The following is an 18,870-nucleotide window of genomic DNA, read 5'->3' as shown; positions in this document are numbered from 1 at the left end:
TGGAGGGCGATGCGCTGTTCCTCCGTTGTGGAGGAGGAACAGCGCACCGTCACTGCACCAGGAAGAACTGCTCGCCGATGTCCACCCGGGCCCCGCGCTCCACGCGGTAGCGTCGCCCCGGCTCGCAGCGGCGGATGGAGCCGTCGATGTGCCGGATGACCGTGCCGTTGCCGGAGAACCGGTCGGAGACCCAGAGGTCGTCGCCGTCCCGGCCGAGCTCGAGGTGCGTCTTCGACACGGACTTTCCCGGGTCGTGAACGGTCACCAGGTCGTCGAACCGCTCCCCCGGCTGCGGCCGCGGCAGGCGTCCGAGCAGCCCGGTGCCGTGCACCTCGACGCGTTCCCCGGTGCTGCAGTGCAGGACGAAGGGATCCCGGCCGGTGTCCTTCGTGACGATCCGAGTCGCTTCGACGTCCTCGTCCAGGTCATCCGCGCTCGACGGAGCCGTCGCCGAACCGGTGGGCGGCAGGACCGGTCCGGTCGTCCCCGGAACAGGCGGGAGCGGTGCGGCGATGGGGGCGCTCGAGGCCGGGGACGCGACGTCCGTGACGGGCGGCGCGGTCCACTCGGCCACGGGGGCGGACGGTACCGTCGGCGAACCGGGTACCGGTGGGAGCGGCGCGGCACCGACGGCCCCGGGCGCTCCGCCGAACGCGCCTGCACCGGTGTCGTGCTCGTCCGCGCTGGGCGCATTCACGTCGGCGGCGTGCTCGTCGGCGTCAGCGTTCATGTCCGTGTCGTGCTCGGTCGCGTCGTCCCCGTCCGCACCGTGCTCGTCCTCGGCGCTCGCGTCGCTCGCATCAGCGTCGGCGGCGGTCGCGTCGTCGCCGCGACTGTCCTGGTCGCCGTCGTCCACCGCGTCGGCTGCGACGAGCGCTTGGTCGTCGGCAGCCCAGTCCGGGCGGGCGATCGGCAGCGGGACGACGGGTCCGGTGAACGCTGCGGTCACCGCGGGACGCACGGCTCCGCACTCGGCGCAGAAGATGTCGTCGGGCTCGAGCGGGTGTCCGCAGACGTGACAGGTAGCGGGTCCGCTCCCGGGGGTCACGAGCGGTGTCGGGCGCGAGGGGCGCCGGTCGACGAGGGGCTCGACGACGGCGGTGTCGTTCTCCGTGGGTCGCGACACGTCCTGGGCGGCGGCGGTGTCGGTCCGCTCGGCGTCGGTGACGTCGCTCGGGGTCTCCTCAGTGGCCGGCGGACGGCCGACCCACCACGACGGACGGGAGGGCGCGACGGGGGCCGACTGCGTCGGCGGCTGCCAGACCGGGGTGGTGGGCGGCTCGGGCACGTCGACCGGGTCCGTCTGCTCCGCCGGTCGCTCACGGGGAGCCGCGGGACGCGTCCACTCGGCATCGGCACCGTCCGGTACCGAGGACGACGGGTACTGCTCCGGGTCGAGGGGCGGCTCCGGGTGCGTGGTCGGAGCGCCCGTCGCGGGGACGTGGACGCCGGACACCGCACCGTGCGCGTGCGTCCGTGCACCACGCGGATCGGCACCACGCTGGTCGATGCCGTGCGGTGCGGCGGGGGCGGCGGTCGGGTTCGGGTCTGAGCCGGTCAGCCAGGCCCGGGTCGCGGGGTCCAGGGTCGCCTCAGGCAACCACGCCTCGGTGGCCGGGTCGGGGCGACGGCCCTGCGGATCCGGCTGCTGCAGCGGCGGCGGTGTCGTCTGGTCGTTCCGGGCTACCGGCGCGGGACGACGGTTCGCCGCGACGTTCACCGATCGCCCGCACTCACCGCAGAAGATCGCCCCCTCGGGGAGCATCGACCCGCAGTGTTCGCATCTGATCACGGTTGTTGGTCCTCACTCGGCCGTCCACGACGCTCGCCGGCCTCCGGCCCATCGTAGTCACGCGTGCCCGGACGACCGCGGTGCCACCGGCCGTCCGACGGGACACGTCGGGACCCCGTTCGGGGGCTGCTGCCCGTCCGCAGGGACCGGACGGACACCGCCGCACGCCACCGTTGCCGTCGGTTCCGCCCGGTGCGGAGGCTCCGGACCGCTTCCTCGGTCGCCGACCACATCCGGCTCGCGATGCGGTCGTCGGGGTCGTCCGGCCCGAAGACCGCGCGGTCCGCCAGCGCAGCGAGGCCCGTTCCGCCCTCGCCCGGTGCACCGACGACGGCCTCCTTGCGCGTGGCTGCGCGGGTGACGTCGTGCCCTCGGTCGACGAGGGCGTCGCGGTACTCGTCCCAGGCGCCGACGATCCGCCCGCGCGGGGTCGGGGCTCGGCGCCGCCGTCGTCGTCGCAGGCGCTTGAGCAGGACGACGACGACGAACGGCAGGAGCACGAGGGCCGCCAACGCGAGGACGCCGAGCACCCACGGCAGCACAGCGAGCAACACCTGCAACCAGAGCGGCTGGACGGGCGGGGTGCTCCGGTCGCTCTGCGGCGGCGCCTGCCGGTCCTGGTCCTGCTGCTCGACCGGCGGCGGCGGGACGACGGTCTCCGGACGCGTGACCGGCTGCGGCGTCTGGTCCTGCTCCTCGGGGATCTCGCGCACGACCGGGTTCGGGTCGAGCATCACCCACCCGTACTGCGCGGTGTCGACCTCGATCCGCGCGGTGACGTCGGAACCGCGGAACGTGGTGGTCCCGCCGGAGCCGCCTGCCGTCTCGGCGGCGTTCCCACCGGCGTCTCCCCCGGCGGTGAAGCCCATCACCACCCGTGCCGGGAAGCCGAGCTCGCGCGCCATCAGGGCGGCCGTGACGGCGTACTGCTCTTGGTCGCCGATCATGAGCGGGGACGTCAGGAGTTCCTGGATGCGGTCCGCCCCGTGACCCGAGCGGCTGGCGCGGTCGTCGCCGACGCCGTGGCTCACGTAGCCCGTCCGCTTGAGGTCCTGCACCGCAGCCAGGAGCTTCGCGCCGTCGGAGCCCGCGTCGGCGGTCGTCGCGTCGACCCGCTCGCGGACCGCGTCCGGCACGCCGGACGGCGTCGGGACCGAGGCGGTGCCCGGTCGGGCGTCGGCGAGCTGGGCGTCCGTCGGCTGGTCCGGGACGACGGCGTCGAGCTGGTAGCGGGTGCGGTCGCCCACCCCGCTCACCACCGCTCCGGTGCTGGTGGTGCGGTTGTAGAAGAACGCACCGCGTTCGGAGCCCGCGTCGCTGCCCTGGAACGTCACCGAACGGAGGTCGCCGACGGTCGGCAGCCACACGCCCCGGTACCCGTCGACCCGCACGTCGACGCGGACGTCGGTGCCGGACACGCCGCGCACGTCGACGCTCGTCGGCACGCGCTCGAAGGTGCCGGACGCCGATGCCCCGTCGTCGCCGCCGACGCGGTACACGACCCCGTCGTACGTGTCGAGGGTCGCGATCCGGACGAATCCGCCTGCGGGCAGACCCGTCACCGTCAGCTGTGGTGCATCGGCGCCGCCGGACTCCTCGTACGCGCGGAACCCGCTCAGCGGACTCACGTGGTCCCGTGGGTCGAAGGGCTTCACGACGTCGCTGCGGGCGACCGTCCGGTCCGCGGCCGGTGGCACGACGAGTCCGAGTCCGGTCGCCACGACCCCGGCCGCGACGATCGTGCCGGTCCCGACGAGCGCGGGTCGGAGCACCGAACGCCAGACCGGCACCCGCGCCCCGACGGTGCGCGACACGGCCGCGGCGCGACGGACGTACCGCACCGTCAGCGCCCAGACGAGTGCGATCCCGCCGAGCAGGACCGCACTCGCCACGGACACGTCGAGTCGCGTCGGACCGACGACGACGCCGGCGGCGAAGAGGACGAGAGCCGGGATGCTCGCGAGTTCCGGACGGGAGGCACGGGTCGCCACGCTCACGGCCGTCACCGTCGCGACGAGGAGCGTGACGAAGAAGGGGACGAGCAGCGACTCGTAGGACCCGACCGGCAGGCTGATGGTCACCAGACGCTTCCAGTCGAGTGCGACACCGGCCGCGAGGTCCACCAGACCGGGTCCGGTCGGCAGCAGACCGGCCGCCTCGGACGGCACGGCAGCGGGGACGCCAGTCACGGCGAAGGCCGCAGCGGTGGCGACGCCGACGACGAGGGCGGGCAGGCGGAGCGCCGCCCCCGCGAGGGCGACCACCGAGCCGGCGACCACCGCGGTGACGGCAGCGGCGACCATGGACCCGTCGCGGTAGACCGGCCACCACGACACGCTGCCGACCGCGAGCAGGAGCCAGACCACGAGCGTGCCGCCGACCAGGCGCAGCGGTTCGCGACGCGCGTCCCGACGCCGGGCTGCACGCCGTGCGTCGGCCCGCGTCCCGGTCACGGCGCTCACGCGGCGGCCGCCTGCCGGTGCAGGGCGGTGCGGAGGTCGTCCAGGTAGCCGATCGTCACGACGGTCAGACCGGCGACGCGGAGGAACCGGGGCTGGGCCTCCGGTTCGCAGATCACGGCGACCACCTCGACGCCGACCGGGAAGCGCGTCGCTGCGAGGCGGAGGGCGGGCAGGCCGACCGTGGAGCCGACGACGAGGAACGCGACGGAGATCCCGGTGGTCTCGACCCCCACGATGCGCGACACCTCGGCCACGGGCAGGCACGAGTCGGCGAGCCCGACTGTCGCGAAGGCGTCGAGCAGTCGGGTGGGCGTCACCGTGGGCAGTGGCTGGACGGCGTAGACGGCTCGCTTGGCGTACTCCGGGGTCCGCGCGGAGACGACGACGGAGACCTCCCTGCCGTCCCGGACGGCCCGGGTGCCGAGCGACGCGGCGGCGCTCACGGCGAGCTCGAACTCGTCGTCGTCCGCGAACTCGCCGCGTCCGACGCCGAGGGCGACGACGAGGTGGGACCGGCGCGTGTCCTCGAACTGCCGGACCATCAGGGCGCCCGACTTCGCCGTCGACTTCCAGTGGATGGTCCGGGGGTCGTCACCGGGCATGTACTCGCGGATCGCGTGGAAGGCGATGTCCGCCGGCGAGAGGTCGGTGGTCGCCTGTCCCTCGAGGTCCCGGACCAGACCGGTGCTCGTCGAGGGGATCGCGATCGTGCGCGGGTGGACGATGACCTGCTCGCGGGCGGTCCACACGACCTCGCGCCGGACCAGCCCGACGGGGTCGGCACGCACGCCCGTGACGGGTCCGACGTCGAGCACACCGCGTCGGACCGTCGGGACCGGGACGCGCTGCTCGAACGTGCCCCGCGGCGGGATGCCCGGGATCGCGACGTCCACCAGCCCCGGACCGACCGGGACCTCGACCGTGGCGGGCACCGACGGCAGGCGCGCCGGGTTCTCGGCCGTGACCACGACACCGGCCTCGTCCCCCACGGCGACGCGGTGCTGTGGCAGGCGCATCCGGATGAGCAGGCGCGAGCGACCGACGAGGGCGACGGCCGCGACGAGGACCAGGACGGTCCCCGCCCACCCGACCACGACGACCTCGCGCAGCCCGGACCGGTACCCGACGACGAACGCGACCAGCGTGACGGCGGCGACCGCCCATCCCAGGCCGGTGACCACCGAGGCGACCTCTGCCCACCCGCGACGGACGAGCCTCCAGGCCGTGGACCAGGCCTTCGCGAGCCCGACGACCGCGTCGGCGGCGACCCCCTCCCGGTCGCCGACCAGGCGGGTCCGGACGTTCGTCAGCCCGGCGACCGTCCCGGTGCGCTCCGTGACGGTGGCGCCCCGACGCGACCGGGTCGCGGCGCGCCGTGAGCGCGTCGCGACGGACCGACGATCGTTCACGAGACCGCCCGGTCGCTCGGCGGCGGCGTCTCGACGAGGAGCTGCGCGACGACGCTCGTCGTGCTGACCCCGTCGAACTCGGCTTCGGCGTCGAGGACCAGCCGGTGCGCGAGCACCGGGACGGCGAGTGCCTTGACGTCGTCGGGGGTGACGTAGTGGCGGCCGTTCAGCGCGGCGAGGACGCGCGACGCCCGGACGAGACCCATGGCACCGCGCACGCTCACGCCGAGGCGGACCTCGTTCGCGGAGCGCGTGGCGTCCACCAGGCGCGCCACGTAGTCGGCGATCGTCGGGTCGACGTGCACCGTCCGGGCGAGGGCGGCCATCTCGGTGATCGTCGCGGCCGGCACGACGGCGGCGAGCGGTACCGAGGCCGACGGCGCGGACGAGGTCTCGAGGATCCGGACCGTCGCGGCGTGGTCCGGGTACCCGATCGAGGTCTTCATGAGGAAGCGGTCGAGCTGCGCCTCGGGCAGGCGGTAGGTGCCGGCCTGCTCGACGGGGTTCTGCGTCGCGATGACCATGAAGGGTGCGGCGAGGCGGTGGTTCACGCCGTCGACCGTGACTGCGGACTCCTCCATCGCCTCGAGCAGGGCGGACTGGGTCTTCGGGCTGGCACGGTTGATCTCGTCGGCGAGCACGATGTTCGCGAACACCGGGCCGCGGTGGAAGTCGAACTCCTGGGACCGCTGGTCGTAGACGCTGATGCCGGTGATGTCACCCGGGAGCAGGTCCGGCGTGAACTGGATGCGGTTCGTCGACCCCTGCACGCTCTGCGCCATCGCGCGGGCGAGGCTCGTCTTGCCCGTGCCCGGGACGTCCTCGAGCAGCAGGTGCCCCTCGCTGAGCATCGCGGTGACGGCCAGACGGATCACGAACGTCTTCCCGAGGAGCACCTGCTCGACGTTGGTCACGATGCGGCCGGCGACGTCGGCGAACCAGGTGGCCTGCTCGGGGGTCATGCTCATGCGGGAGGGTCCTCGTTCTCGGGGATGCGGTGTCAGCAGCGTACGGGGAGCGGGGCGCGGCCCGGGGTCACCCGGCCGCGGGTGTGGAGGGATCGGTGCTCGGCGCCTGGTCGATCTGTCGAGTGACGCCCTCGGAGTCCTGGACGCCGTTCACCGTCGCCCGGACCCAGATCGTCGCGTAGCCCGACGGCACGGCGTCCGAGGTCGTCCAGGCTGCCCCGGTCGCCGGGTTGGTCGTCGAGCACAGCAGGTGCGGCGCGATCCGGCAGTACTGGACGTCGTAGGCGCTCGGCTGGAACCGGCCGTTGTTCGCCGGTGGGTTGATGACCGGCGCCTGTCCCTCGGTCGCGACGGAGACGCTCGCCCTTGTCGTGAACGCGGTCGCGGTGGACGCGCTGCTCGATGCGCAGTAGTCACCGTCGACGGCGCAGGACGTGAACACCACGCTGCTGTCGACCCCGTAGCCGGCCCCCGCGCCGATCGAGGCAGAGCCTGAGAACCGCTGCGGCGCCCCGCCGTTAACCGAGTAGTACAGGTACGGCGACGTCGGCGTGGCCTGCACGGTCAGGTCGACGTTCCCGTCGCTGTCGACGTCGTCGGTCGTGACCGATCCGCTCGGAGCGTCGGGGGTCTCGTAGCCCTGGACGCTCGCGGCTTGCGACGCGGAACAGAACGATCCGTTGTCGGCGTACGCCACGTAGCGGAACTGGGTCGAGATCCGGTCCGTGGCGGAGGCCGCGTTCCAGACCTGCACCGCTCCGCTCGTCGAGCAGCCGTTCGGGATCGGGGTGCTCACCGCGAACTTGGCGATCTTCCAGTTCTGGCTGCCACCGCCACCCCAGTCGCCCTCGGACGCCTGCAGCGACACCGCTGTCGAGGTGCCGTCCTTCTGGCCGGTCGCGTTCAGGCTCGGCGTCCCGGGGACGCCCACCGCGGTCCCGGACGCCCGCGCCTGGTTCCACTCCACGACCGAACCGTCACGGTCCGCGGCGTTCCGCGCCGAGACCTGCACGTCGTACGACTGCCCGCTCTGCGCGCCCGAGAACGAGGTCGACGTCGACGTCCCCGTGCTGCGGGTCGTCGTGAGGCCGGGGCCGGAGATCGTCACGACGTAGTTCGACACCGGGGTGCCGCCGTTCGGTGCGGGCACCGCGTCCCACCGCACGTCGAGCTGGTTCGGCGTGTCCTGGCTCGCCGTCACCGAGAGGCCCTTCGGCGCGGCCGGCACGAAGTCCGCACTGATCGGCGCCGAGGACGCCGACGCGACGGAGTCCCCGATCGCGTTCGTCGCGACGACGGTGAAGCGGTACGAAGCGGACGGGTCGAGACCGGTCACGGTGCAGACGGTCGACGTGCCGCAGTCCTTCGCGACCCCGTTGGTGCCCTGCACGCGGTACCCGGTGATCGGCGAGTTGTTCGCCTGCGGGGTGGACCACGCGAGGGTGACCTGCCCGCCCTGGTTCGACCCGGTGCGGCTCGGTGCGCCGGGTGCGTCCGGGACGTCCTGGACCGAGATCGTCACGTCGCCCCAGACGTACCGGTCGGGGTCGTTCGTCGCATCGGCGACCTGGTACTGCAGGTGCGCGTCGACCGGCTGCGCACCGTCCGCGACGGACACCTGGAGTCGCGAGCGGTCGCTGCTCGGCGTCACCGAGACCCCGGCGGGCAGACCGCCGCCGAGACCACGGATCGCGACGACGCGGAGCGCCTCGTCCGGGAACGGATTCGTCGGTTGATCGTTCGACAGCACGTCGATGGTCGTCGTCGCACCGCGCTTCGTCACTGCCCGGTCGGCCCCCGGTTGCACGAGCGGCCGCGTGGAGCCGACCACGTCGACCGTCACACTGCCGGCACGTCCTGCGTTCGCCGCGTCCGCGACGCCGATGCCGATCGACGCCGTCGTGTCCTTCGGCGCCGTGTCGGCGACCGAGATGCGGAGCTGCTGCCCGTCGATCGTCGCGGTCGTCCCGGACCCCGGTCGGCTCACCACGCTGTACCGCAGCTCGGGGAGATCGGCGGGGTACGGGTAGTCGGTGAGCTTCGTCAGGTCGATCGTCCGGGTGTCACCCGGTTGCATGTCGACCGTCGAACCCGTGAACGCCGGGGGTTGGTTGGCCCGCGGGGTCACCTTGATCGGCAGGACGAGCGTCGCGACGCGTCCCTTGCCCCCGTTCGCGCTCGAGCCGTCGGTGACCTCGAAGGAGATCGAGGCGTTGCCGTAGTAGAGCTTCGACGACGTGAACTGGAGCGTCGAGCGGTCCACGACCAGGTCGTCGCCGTTCGCGTGCGTGGCCTTGACCGTCGCGCGGTCGGTGAGCTGCGCGGTCCGGCCGTTCGCCGTCACGACGTACTTCTCGAGCGGGATCCGGACGGTCGCCTCGCTCTTCACGGTGACCACGCCGGCACTGCGGTCGACCTGCGGCAGGGCGTCGTCGAACCCGGGGACGTGGATGAAGCCGTAGGACACCACGTCGGGGTGGTCCGAGCGCGTGACCGAGAACGGGATCACCTGTGACGCGTCGGTCAGGCGGACGGTGATCCGCCGGTCGGGGGTGGTCTGCGCGGTGTCGCCGTACCCGTCGACCACGCCCACCCGGAGCCGCGATGTCGAACCCTCGGCGAAGAAGACGTTCCGGAGCACGTCCACGGTCACGCTCTGCCGGTGCAGGATGTCCTGCAGGTCGAGCGTGGTGTCCTCGACCTCTGGTCGGAGCGGCTGGGCGTCCGGGTCGACGGTCACGGTGAGGAACGCCGTGCTCGAGCCGCCGGTGTCGTTCGCGACGGTGTACAGCACCGCGAAGTCACCGCGGTCGGCGGAGCGCGGCGGGGTGACGCGCACCTCGGTCCCGCGGAGCACCTTCGCGGCGACCCCGCTCGCCGTGGGCTCGGCCGCGGTGACCCGGAGCGCGCCGCCCTCGGGGTCGGAGTCGTTCTGCAGTACCCGGACCGTGACGCTGCCGCCGGGGCGGATCGTGACGTGGTCGGCCTGCGCCACCGGGTTCGAGGCCTGCTCCGCCCGGGGCGAGATGCCGACCCGGACGGTCCCGGTCGCACGGGCGCCGAGGGCGTCGACGACCGTGTAGGTGAACTCGTCGGTGCCCGCCGAGTAGTCGCCGGCCTCGTAGGTCAGCGCGTCGGAGGACACGTCGCTGACGGACCCCTTCTCCGGGTTGTCCGCGACACCGACGAGCTGCACGGAGTCACCGTCCGGGTCGATGCCGTTCAACGGGATCGACACCCGCACGGACTGTCCGGCGACGACGCGGGCGGTCACCGTCCGGGGCACGGGCGGGTTGTTCGTCGCCGCGTCGCGCTCGCGGACCGAGATCGACACGGTGGCGTCGGCGTACTGGCCGTCAGGCCCGGCGACGCGGTACACCGCGGTGTAGTTGCCCGGGGTCTCGGGAGCGAGGTACCGCAACCGGTCCCCCGACACGAACAGCAGGCCACCGTTGCCGGGCACGTTCTGCACGAGTTCGGGCTGCAGCGTGAGCGGCTCGCCCTCCGGCTGCGTGTCGTTGGCGAGGACGTCGATCTCGGCGACGTCCCCGACGCGTACGGTCGCCGTGTCCGCCTGGGCCACTGGTGGCTGGATGTGGTCGGGCTTCGGTATCTCGACCACGGTGACGGTGCCGGTCGCGGTGGCGAGGCCGTTCGACTCGGTGTAGCCGAAGGTGACCGGGCCGTCGAGCGGGGCCGTCAGGGTGACCCGGACGGTGTGCTGGTCGAGGACGCTCGCCTGGACGCCGCTGGACCGGTCCGGGGCGTCGAGCGCCGTCACCATGAGCACGCCGCCGGCGGGGTCGATGTCGGTCGCGGTGACGTCGGTGTCCTTCGTCGACAACGTGTTCACGAACACCGTCTTCGGGGTGGTGATCGGCGCGGTCGAGGCGTCCGGCGGCGCCGCGACCGTCACGCGCACGACGCCGCTCGTCGTCTTCGTGCCGTCCGTGACCGTGTACTCGAGCTGGTGGTCCCCGGCCGACGCCCCGACGACCCGGAAAGTCCCGGCGTCGTAGGCCGGCGTGACCGTCAGGCCGGCCGACGACGACACGCTGGTCAGCGTGACGGTGCCGTTCCCGCCGCGGACGTGCCGGAGCGGCTGCACCTCGAAGGACTTGCCCGCGTACCCGGTGACCGCGAACGGGTCGGCGAAGAGCGGCACCTGACCGGGGTCCGCGACGTGCACCGTCACCGCGCCGCGGCCGTCGGCGCGGCCGTCGCTCACGACGATCTGCACGGTACGGTCGCCGGTCCGGCCGCTCTGGTTGCGGAAGTCGAGCAGCCCGTCCGGCGTGGTGGACACCTGGTCGCCCTCGGCGGACGCCGACTTCAGGTACACCGGGTCGCCGTCGGGGTCGACCCAGTCGGCGAGCACGTTCGTCACGACGTGGCCGCCGCGGACGACGTCCGCCGACGTGTCGCGCACCTGTCGCGGCGGTTCGTTCTCGGACTCCGGCCGGATGCTGACGCGGACCGTCGCGGACGCCGACCCGCCGTTGCCGTCGGTGATCGTGTAGGGGAACGAGACGGTGCCGCTGGCACCCGCGGCGAGCGTGATCTGAAGCCGCTGACCGTCGCCGACGATGCGCACCGTCCCGACCCCCGCGTCGATCGTGCCGACCTCGCTGATCACGAGTGGGTCGCCGTTCGGGTCGTAGTCGTTGAGCAGGACCGGGAGGCTCGTGGTGCGTCCCGGACGCGCGCCCAGGTCGTCGTCGACCGCCACCGGCGGCTTCTGGTCCTTGTCGACCTCCGGGTCGTCGGACGACACCTGCTCCTGCCGCTGCTCGTCGTCCCGCTTGACGAGGTCGGCCCAGTTGTCGATGAGCTGACCGCTGCGGTCGATCGCCCACGAGCGCCCGCTGCGCGGGTCGTTCGCGACGACGGTGTCGCCGTTGTGCACGATCTGCAGGTCACTCGCGCCGGCGGTGTCGCTGAGCCGCTGGAGCGCGCGGCCGTCGCACGTGTCGAGCGCCTGTCCGCCGGTCCACGCGGCGTACGTGCACGACCCGACGACCGTCGGCCGTGCGGCGCGGCCGGAGACCTGGAGCGCGGTCTGCTCGACCTGGCCGGAGGCGCCGACGCGGACCATGCCCGCCGTCCCCGCGACGACGACGTCGGCAGCGTCGTCGACGGAGTGCTGCAGCGCCGGTGCGCTGCCGACGCGCTCCCCCAGGTCGACGGTGTCGCCGTCCACCGACAGCGCGCCGCTGGTGCGGTCGAGCACGGCGACGTGGTCGCCGAAGGACGCCACCTGGAAGTCGTGGTCGCGGTCGAACCGGACGTCCCACCGACGGTCCACGGTCAGACCGGTCCCGACGTCGACGAGGGACGCCCGACCGGTCCGCGGCGAGTACACCGCGACGTGCGAGTCGGACGCGTCGAACACCGCGTCGGCGCCGAGCGCGAGGTCGGCCTTGGCGGCCGCGTCGAAGTCGCCGAGCTCCGACGCGGGTGTGGCCCAGAGCTCGCCGGTGTCACCGTTCCCCACGACGGCGGTGTCCCCAGCGAAGAACACCTGCGGCGTCCCCGCCGGCAGCGTGACCGGGTCGCCGACCGTCGCCGAGGCCACGTCGACCTTCGCGACCGTGCCCTTCGTGCCGTCGACGCTGTACACCTGGCGCCCGCGCTGCAGGACGGACAGGTCGTCGCTGGCCGTCTCGACCGCGGTGTTGAGCTCGAGCACGCCGGTGTTCGCCCGACCGACCGCGCCGTACTCGGCGGACGGGACCCAGACGGTGCCGTCCCCGAGGTCCACGCGCTGCGTGTGGTACCCCGTCGAGACCACCGCGGCGGTCGCGACCACGGCGGCGACGACGACCGAGGCGCCGACGCCGACCACGGCGGACCGGTGCTTCGCGAGGAAGGCGCGGATCACCCGGCGCTCCCGACGGTCCCGCACTGCTGCGCACTGGCCGCACCGGTCTTGCCGTCGCGGTTGACCGCGACGGTGATGCACTCCTCGGTACCGGAGGTCCCGGACACGACGAAGGTCGTGCCGGTCTGCTGGCTGGAGGCCCCACCGGAGGTGATGACGTAGGTGTCGCCGGCGCGGAGTCCGGGGTCGGCCCAGCTGAACGACACCGCGTCCGCGCCGGCCTCGGCCCGCACGTCCTGCACCACCGGGATCGACCCCGTGCCCAGTCGGGTGACGACGAGCACCGCGACCACGGCGAGGGCCGCCACGACCACGGCGGACAGTGCGGTGGCCCAGACGAGCGTCGACCGGCCACGCCGCCGGGCGCGGGTGGCCGAGCCGGTGCGGTGCAGGGTACCGATGCTCTCGGCCCCGCTCGCCGCCCCGCCCTGGAGCGCCCGACGGGTCCGACGGCGGACCGAGGACCGGCCCGCGGGCCGGAGATCCCGGACGACCGTGTGGTCGGCGTCGAGCGTGGGCGTCGCAGCGGCCCATGCCTCGACCGCGACGTCGGCGGGCGTCTGCGGGATGCCGAGTTCGGCCTCCACCTGCTGCAGTCCGCGGACGAACTCCATCACGGTCGCCGGACGGGCGGCGGGCTTGCGCGACATCGCGGTGGCGAGCAGCCGCTCGAGCGACGGCGGCGCGTCGGCCCGACCGGTCGGCTTGACCCCGCCCTTGTCGATGCGCGCCATCAGGTCGGCCGCGCCGTTCTTCCCGCCGCGCACCTCGAACGGACTGCGGCCGGCGAGCAGCGAGTACACGGTGGCGGCGAGGGAGTAGACCTCGGACTGGATCGACCCGCGCGACTCGTCGGCCAGGACCTCCGGCGCGGACCACGGGATCGACATCCCGACCGGTTCGTCCGGGTCGGCGCTCCCGATGCTGGCCGCGATGCCGAAGTCGGACAGGACCGGGTTGCCGTAGGCCGTCCGGAGGATGTTCGACGGCTTGATGTCGCGGTGGAGCACGCCTTCGCGGTGCGCGGTCTCGAGGGCCGACCCGATCCTGACCCCGATCGACAGGACCTCGGACACGGGGATCGCTTCGCGGCGGTAGCGCTCGCTGAGGGACGAGGAGCACAGCTCCATCACGAGGTACGGCCGCCCGTCGGACGCGACGCTCGCCTGGAACACCGTGAGGATCGACGGGTGGGTGCTGAGCCGGGCCATGAGGTTCGCCTCGGCCTGGAACATCTGCCGCACCCGGTCGTCGACGACCTCGTCGAGCAGCACCTTCACGGCGACCTGGCGGCGCGGCATGTCCTGTTCGTAGAGGAACACGTCGGCGAAGCCACCGCTGCCCAGGACGTGCACGGGCGTGGAGCCGGCGATCACGGGCGGGGTGGACGGCAGGCGTCGCGCCATGGTCGCCCTCCCTCTCCCCGGCCGGACGGCCGGCTGTGTCGTCTCGGCCCTGACATCCTACGGACGAGGCACCGACGCCCCGGGCCCGCTGCAGCCCCACAGCACTGACACACGCCCCCACTTCGGGGGTGGCGACCCGGCGGGGACCGGCGACAGTGGTCGGCGCCGGACGTCGGTGTCGGCAGTCAGTGGCGGGGCAGCGTGTCCTCGACGTCCGGATCGGCGGGCGCCTCGTCGACCTGCAGCACCACGACGGTGACGTTGTCCCGCCCACCCGCGACGACGGCGTCGCCGACGAGACGCTCGGCGAGGTCCTGCGCGGCGGGCACCCGGGCCGCGATCCGGCCGATGCCGACGTCCCCGAGCTCCTTGGTCAGCCCGTCGGAGCAGACGATGTAGCGGTCGCCGGCGCGCAGCGGCAGCGTCCACCAGTCCGGCTCCGGCGGCTCGCCGAAGCCGACGGCGCGCGTGATGACGTTGCTGTCCGGGTGCTGCTCGGCGTCCTCGGCGCGCAGGAGCCCCGCGTCGACCATCTCCTGGACGACCGAGTGGTCGACGGTCACCCGACGCAGGGTGCCGTCCTCGATCCGGTAGGTGCGTGAGTCGCCCACGTTGAACACGAGCGCGGCCGGGAGTCCGTGCGACGCGACCAGCGCGACACCCGTCACGGTCGTGCCGGCACCGAGCGCGTTGCCGCCGGCCGCCCGCTCGATGTCCGCGGTCGCGAGCAGGAGCGCGCGCTGGATCTGCTGCCGTGTCGTGAACGGACCGTCGGCGACCTGGTCGAGTCGGCGGACGACCGCGTCGCTCGCCCGGTCCCCCGCGAGGTGCCCGCCCATCCCGTCGGCGACGACGAAGAACGGTGCACCGACGACGTAGCTGTCCTCGTTGTGGTCCCGACGGCGCCCGACGTCGGTGGCGGCGCCCCACGAGAGCGTGAGGGTCGTGCCGGCGGCGCCGGGGACGTCGATGGCGTGCTCGGTGGCTGCTCGGCCGAGTTCGGTCACGGTTTCAGGGTCGCTCTCTGGTCGTCAGGGGAACGGGCGGCGTCGGGCACACCGGCGCCGTCACGGGGTCGGCGCGAACGGGATCCGCGGGAACGGGGTCGGCGGGAACGGTGGGATGCCGTCCGCGGGTCCGACGCGGAGGTGCGGCGACAGGACCTCGATCACGTTGCCGTCACCGATCTCGATGAGCGTACCCGTCAGCACGACGATCGAGGCACCCGACGGCATCCGGAACGGCGCGGCTCCCGCGGGACGGACGACGGTGCCGTTGGTCGAACGGAGGTCCTCGACCACCGCGGCCTCGCCGTCGGCGTGCACGAGCACGTGCGAGGACGACACCTGCCCACTCGGCGACGGCACGGTCACGAGCTCGGGAGTCGGACCGCGCACCACCCGGGGCAGGGTCGGCCGTCGGCCGACCACGACCGGGTGGTCGAGCCGGACGACACGACCGGCCACACGGATCGACGGCAGTCGACGGACCGGTGCGGGATCGGCCGGGAGGATCGTCGCTGCCCCGTCGGACCGGCTCGCGCCCACCGGCGCGCCCGGCCCGGCGACCCGGATGACCGTGTCGTCGTCGGGAGCACCGAACGAGCCGTGCGATCCGGGCTCATCGGCCCGGGGTCGGATGACGGTGTCGTCGTCCGGAGCGACCGCCGGGTCCGCGCCGGTCCGCCCGGGTCGGATCACCGTGTCGTCGAGGTCGTCCTCGTCCGTCCACTGTCGCTGCATCGTCATCCCACCGTAGACGATCCGGTCCGCCCCGTGTGGTCCGTCGACCAGCTCGGCCCGTTGCCGGCGCGGACCGAGCGCGCCACGAGCGCCGCGAGGGGATCGTCGGCCCAGGTGTCGAGCGCGTGTTGTGCGCGCACGAGCGCCCGTGCGGGCGACCCGAGTGCCCACGAGCACCACGCGGCGAGGGCCAGGGCGCCGGCAGCCCCGATCGCGTCGTCCACCCCGCCGGGTCGCTCCGCCCGCCAGCGGCGCCACGCAGAGGCGCAGCGGTCCCCCGCTACCCGCACCCGGACGCCGTCCGGAGCCGGGCCCGTCCCGGTGAGCGCCGGCGGGGTCGGGTCGCGGAACGGGTCGAACGACCGCACCGAGCGCGGCGCCGGGGTGTCGCGCGCCGCGATGAACGCGACCAGCGCGAAGCGCGTGGCGAGCGCCCCGCAGGCCGTCGTGACGACGACGGCGCGGCGCGGGTCGAGCACATCCTCCGGGTGCTCCGGGGCGACGAGCGCGGCGCAGGCCGCGCGGAGGGTGACGGCGGCCGCGATCTCGCGTGGCCAGCGCACGAAGGTGGACGGGTGGGTGTTCGTCGACGAGGTCATGCACGAGATCGTGACGCGCCACGCGCCTCCAGGCCGGCGTCCGCGGCCCGTCTGTGGACGGACAGCCGCCGGAGCGCTCCTGTGGAGGATCAGACCGAAGCTGGTTCCAGGCTCTCGGCGACGAGGTCCCAGCCGTCGGCCGTGCGGTCGAACGTCACGCCGTTCGCACGAGCCCACGCGACGAGGTCGTCGACCGACGCGACATGCGCCCCCGTCCGACCGAGGAGCGCGACGAGCCGACCCTTCGCGGTCTTGTTCCAGTGGTTCAGCGCCTTGCGTCGTCCGCCGGCGTCGACGCTCACCACGCGCGGAGCGACCGCTCCGGGCACGGGACCGAGCGCACGGTACCCCTCGGACCGCAGGTCGAGCACGAGCCCGGCACCGCGGCTGCTGATCGCGCGGGACGACACCTCCGGCCAGTGCCGGGCGAGCCGGAGCGGGCCGAGGCGCGAGTCGTGCGACAACCGGTAGGCGGGGATCTGGTCTCCGGCACCGATCGGGCCGAACATCGCGGACTGCACCACGACGTGGTCCGCCCACCAGCGTCGGGTGGCGTCGTCGGCCGCGTCGGCGGCGAGCGGGTCGTAGAGCACCCCGGTGTACCGCTCGATCGCCGGCAGGGTCGCCGCGGTGTCGAGCTCGAGGTTGCGGAGCCGCTCGGCGATCGACTTCGGGCCGAGCTTCAGGGCCGTCCGTGCCGTGGACTCCTCGGAACTGACGGAACGGGCCGCGGTGATCACCGCGGCCCGTTCGTCGGCCAGTTCCGGGAAGGACAGCGCACGCAGGTCGAGCGTGCGGTCCGTGTCCCCGCCCTCCCGCTTCGTCTCCGAAGGCGGGAGGAGGACGGTCAGTCCGGTCAGGACGCCAGCGCGGCCTGGCGCGCCACGATCGTGACCGTGTCGTGCTCGACCGACAGGAAGCCGTCCTCGGCGTCCGCCGCCACCGTCGAGCCGTCGGCTCGGGTGATGCGGACCTGCCCCTGCGCGAGGGTGGCGAGCAGCGGCTCGTGCCCCGCGAGGATGCCGATCTGGCCCTCGGACGTCCGAGCCACGACCATGGTGGCGTCGCCCGACCAGACCTCGCGGTCGGCCGAGACGACGCTCACGGTGAGTGCCGCCATGTCAGCGGTTCTCCTTCTGGATCTGCGCCCACTTCTCTTCGACGTCGTTGATGCCACCGACGTTGAAGAAGGCCTGGGTCGCGACGTGGTCGAACTCGCCGTCGGCGATCGCGCGGAACGACTCGATGGTGTCCTTCAGCGGGACGGTCGAACCCTCGACACCCGTGAACTTCTTCGCCATGTACGTGTTCTGCGAGAGGAACTGCTGGATCCGACGAGCGCGCTCGACCGTGATCTTGTCCTCCTCGGAGAGCTCGTCGACACCGAGGATCGCGATGATCTCCTGCAGCTCCTTGTTCTTCTGGAGGATCTGCTTGACACGCGTCGCGGTCTCGTAGTGGTCGGCGCCCAGGTACCGGGGGTCCATGATCCGCGACGTCGAGGTCAGCGGGTCGATGGCCGGGTACAGGCCCTGCGACGCGATCTCACGCGAGAGCTCGGTCGTGGCGTCGAGGTGCGCGAACGTGGTCGCCGGCGCCGGGTCGGTGTAGTCGTCGGCCGGCACGTAGATCGCCTGCAGCGAGGTGATCGAGTGACCACGCGTCGAGGTGATGCGCTCCTGGAGCACACCCATCTCGTCGGCGAGGTTCGGCTGGTAGCCCACCGCGGACGGCATGCGACCGAGCAGCGTGGAGACCTCGGAACCGGCCTGCGTGAAGCGGAAGATGTTGTCGATGAAGAGGAGCACGTCCTGCTTCTGGACGTCGCGGAAGTACTCAGCCATCGTCAGCGCCGACAGGGCCACGCGCAGGCGCGTTCCCGGCGGCTCGTCCATCTGGCCGAACACGAGGGCGGTCTTGTCGAAGACACCGGCCTCTTCCATCTCACCGATGAGGTCGTTGCCCTCACGGGTGCGCTCACCGACACCGGCGAACACCGAGACACCACCGTGGTCCTGCGCGACGCGCTGGATCATCTCCTGGATGAGGACCGTCTTGCCGACGCCCGCGCCACCGAAGAGGCCGATCTTGCCACCCTGCACGTACGGCGTGAGGAGGTCGATCGACTTGATGCCGGTCTCGAACATGGTGGTCTTCGACTCGAGCTGGTCGAAGGCCGGGGCCTTGCGGTGGATCGGCCAGCGCTCGGTGATCTCGAGCGCCTCGTCGGTGTTGAGCACGTTGCCCAGCACGTCGAAGACCTTGCCCTTGGTGACGTCGCCGACGGGGACCGAGATCGGGGCGCCCGAGTCACGGACCTCCTGACCGCGGACGAGACCGTCGGTCGGCTTCAGCGAGATGGCGCGGACCAGGTCGTCGCCGAGGTGCTGCGCGACCTCGAGGCCGATCTCCTGCGAGTCGTCACCGATGGTGACGGTCGTGTGCAGGAGGTTGTAGATGTCGGGGATGGCGTCGTGCGGGAACTCGATGTCGACGACGGGACCCGTGACACGGGCGATCCGTCCGACACCGGGCGCCGACGACGTCTCGACCGCGGTGGTGGCGGTGTCGGTCATGGCGTGTGCCTTCCTGAGGGGTGGTGTCTGTCCGC

At 73.0% G+C, this 18,870-nt stretch carries 12 protein-coding genes; all 12 read right to left on the bottom strand.

Annotation, left to right across the window (positions count from 1 at the left end; all coding sequences use genetic code 11):
• Window positions 1-49 precede the first annotated feature (49 nt).
• Entirely contained in the window at window positions 50-1,792 is a 1,743-nt protein-coding gene (locus tag HUN58_RS20460) for an FHA domain-containing protein (RefSeq protein ID WP_254631634.1), read from the bottom strand.
• Window positions 1,789-4,254 carry a transglutaminase domain-containing protein gene (locus tag HUN58_RS06820; RefSeq protein WP_180225381.1) on the bottom strand — a complete coding sequence of 822 codons (2,466 nt, stop codon included), beginning with the start codon at window positions 4,252-4,254 and terminating at the stop codon, window positions 1,789-1,791. Before HUN58_RS06820 ends, HUN58_RS20460 begins: the two co-directional genes overlap by 4 nt.
• The gene (locus tag HUN58_RS06815) at window positions 4,251-5,663 is read right to left on the bottom strand and encodes a DUF58 domain-containing protein (RefSeq protein ID WP_144801015.1); all 1,413 of its coding nucleotides are present in this window, start codon (window positions 5,661-5,663) and stop codon (window positions 4,251-4,253) included. The genes HUN58_RS06820 and HUN58_RS06815 overlap by 4 nt, the downstream gene beginning before the upstream one ends.
• Entirely contained in the window at window positions 5,660-6,631 is a 972-nt protein-coding gene (locus tag HUN58_RS06810) for a MoxR family ATPase (RefSeq protein ID WP_058742420.1), read from the bottom strand. Before HUN58_RS06810 ends, HUN58_RS06815 begins: the two co-directional genes overlap by 4 nt.
• Before the next feature lie 67 nt (window positions 6,632-6,698).
• On the bottom strand, window positions 6,699-12,512 hold the full coding sequence (locus tag HUN58_RS06805) for an Ig-like domain-containing protein (RefSeq protein ID WP_180225382.1): 5,814 nt from the start codon (window positions 12,510-12,512) through the stop codon (window positions 6,699-6,701).
• Window positions 12,509-13,918 carry a serine/threonine-protein kinase gene (locus HUN58_RS06800; protein WP_144801011.1) on the bottom strand — a complete coding sequence of 470 codons (1,410 nt, stop codon included), beginning with the start codon at window positions 13,916-13,918 and terminating at the stop codon, window positions 12,509-12,511. The genes HUN58_RS06805 and HUN58_RS06800 overlap by 4 nt, the downstream gene beginning before the upstream one ends.
• Window positions 13,919-14,103: 185 nt before the next feature.
• The gene (locus HUN58_RS06795) at window positions 14,104-14,925 is read right to left on the bottom strand and encodes a PP2C family serine/threonine-protein phosphatase (RefSeq protein WP_229666818.1); all 822 of its coding nucleotides are present in this window, start codon (window positions 14,923-14,925) and stop codon (window positions 14,104-14,106) included.
• A gap of 60 nt (window positions 14,926-14,985) precedes the next feature.
• Window positions 14,986-15,666 (bottom strand): FHA domain-containing protein, encoded by a 681-nt coding sequence (locus tag HUN58_RS06790; RefSeq protein ID WP_141861865.1) that lies wholly within the window; start codon window positions 15,664-15,666, stop codon window positions 14,986-14,988.
• Window positions 15,663-16,259 (bottom strand): hypothetical protein, encoded by a 597-nt coding sequence (locus tag HUN58_RS06785; RefSeq protein ID WP_180225384.1) that lies wholly within the window; start codon window positions 16,257-16,259, stop codon window positions 15,663-15,665. The genes HUN58_RS06790 and HUN58_RS06785 overlap by 4 nt, the downstream gene beginning before the upstream one ends.
• Window positions 16,260-16,348: 89 nt before the next feature.
• On the bottom strand, window positions 16,349-17,110 hold the full coding sequence (locus HUN58_RS06780) for a YaaA family protein (protein ID WP_254631676.1): 762 nt from the start codon (window positions 17,108-17,110) through the stop codon (window positions 16,349-16,351).
• Window positions 17,111-17,115: 5 nt separating this feature from the next.
• On the bottom strand, window positions 17,116-17,379 hold the full coding sequence (locus HUN58_RS06775; protein ID WP_058740380.1) for a F0F1 ATP synthase subunit epsilon: 264 nt from the start codon (window positions 17,377-17,379) through the stop codon (window positions 17,116-17,118).
• A 1-nt stretch (window position 17,380) separates the two neighbouring features.
• Window positions 17,381-18,835: a F0F1 ATP synthase subunit beta gene (gene atpD, locus HUN58_RS06770; RefSeq protein ID WP_058740381.1), complete on the bottom strand. Its 1,455-nt coding sequence runs from the start codon at window positions 18,833-18,835 to the stop codon at window positions 17,381-17,383.
• Between the last annotated feature and the right edge of the window lie 35 nt (window positions 18,836-18,870).

This window comes from Curtobacterium sp. Csp1 (genome assembly GCF_013347185.1).
Note: the sequence above shows the minus strand (reverse complement) of the source record. Positions and strands in the feature narration are given on the sequence as shown.